Origin of the sequence: Streptomyces niphimycinicus, from assembly GCF_018883605.1 — a bacterium.
Taxonomy (GTDB): Bacteria; Actinomycetota; Actinomycetes; order Streptomycetales; family Streptomycetaceae; genus Streptomyces; species Streptomyces niphimycinicus.
In genome coordinates this window covers 1-392 of sequence record NZ_JAHLEM010001165.1, presented here as the reverse complement: position 1 = coordinate 392, position 392 = coordinate 1, and the positions used below count along the sequence as shown (strand labels likewise).

Sequence of the window (392 nt, the reverse complement as noted above, 5' to 3'; positions counted from 1 at the left end):
GCGGACGCTCCGGGCGGCGCGGACGCTTCAGGCGGCGCGGACGCTTCAGGCGGCGCGGACGCTTCAGGCGGCGCGGACGCTTCAGGCGGCGCGGACGCTCCGGGCGGCGCGCTGGTGGTGCGGCTGACCGGCGGGATGGGCCGGGGCAAGCAGCCCGAGCCGGGCTCGGTGCCCGAGAAGGGCGACCGGGTGTGCTGGACACTGTTCGAGCACGCCCCGCGCGGCGGCCCGGAGCTGCCCGACGCGGAGAGCACTCCGTGGACCCACGGCGGCCCGCCGGACGCCGCCGCGCCCGCTCAGGGCCCCGAGCCCGACCCGATGACCGAGGAGGACTATCTGTGATCGCCGCGGACCCGGCCGCCGCCGCGGCCCACGCGGGCCGTGCCCGAGCG

Annotated in this window: 1 pseudogene; it reads left to right on the top strand. The window is 79.8% G+C overall.

Annotated features, from left to right (window positions below):
* A pseudogene (locus KN815_RS48530) lies at nt 1-342 on the top strand (hypothetical protein); the annotation flags it as partial.
* Between the last annotated feature and the right edge of the window lie 50 nt (nt 343-392).